The sequence below is a fragment of the Pseudomonas sp. SIMBA_041 genome (assembly GCF_046535095.1).
Taxonomy (GTDB): Bacteria; Pseudomonadota; Gammaproteobacteria; order Pseudomonadales; family Pseudomonadaceae; genus Aquipseudomonas; species Aquipseudomonas mucoides.
In genome coordinates this window covers 1-246 of sequence record NZ_JAWRXJ010000761.1, presented here as the reverse complement: position 1 = coordinate 246, position 246 = coordinate 1, and the positions used below count along the sequence as shown (strand labels likewise).

Here is a 246-nt window from a genome sequence, read left to right as displayed (position 1 = left end):
GTATTGGCAGTTTTTAATGCTGTTAGCGTCTGACAGCTGACCAATGGTACATCACCGTAAAGAATGAGACTTTGTCCTGACTTAGGTAAATCAGATAATGTCACTTTGACCGCATGGCCAGTTCCCAATTGCTCAGTTTGAGCAACCCAAGTAATCGAAGCTTGTGTATATTGATTGGTAATTTCTGACTTTACTTGATCACCACCAAAGCCATGAACAATGATGGTTTCATCAACAGTTAACTGA

At 40.2% G+C, this 246-nt stretch carries 1 pseudogene; it reads right to left on the bottom strand.

Annotated elements, in window-relative coordinates:
* Positions 1-246, bottom strand: a pseudogene (locus tag SB725_RS33160) (hypothetical protein); the annotation flags it as partial.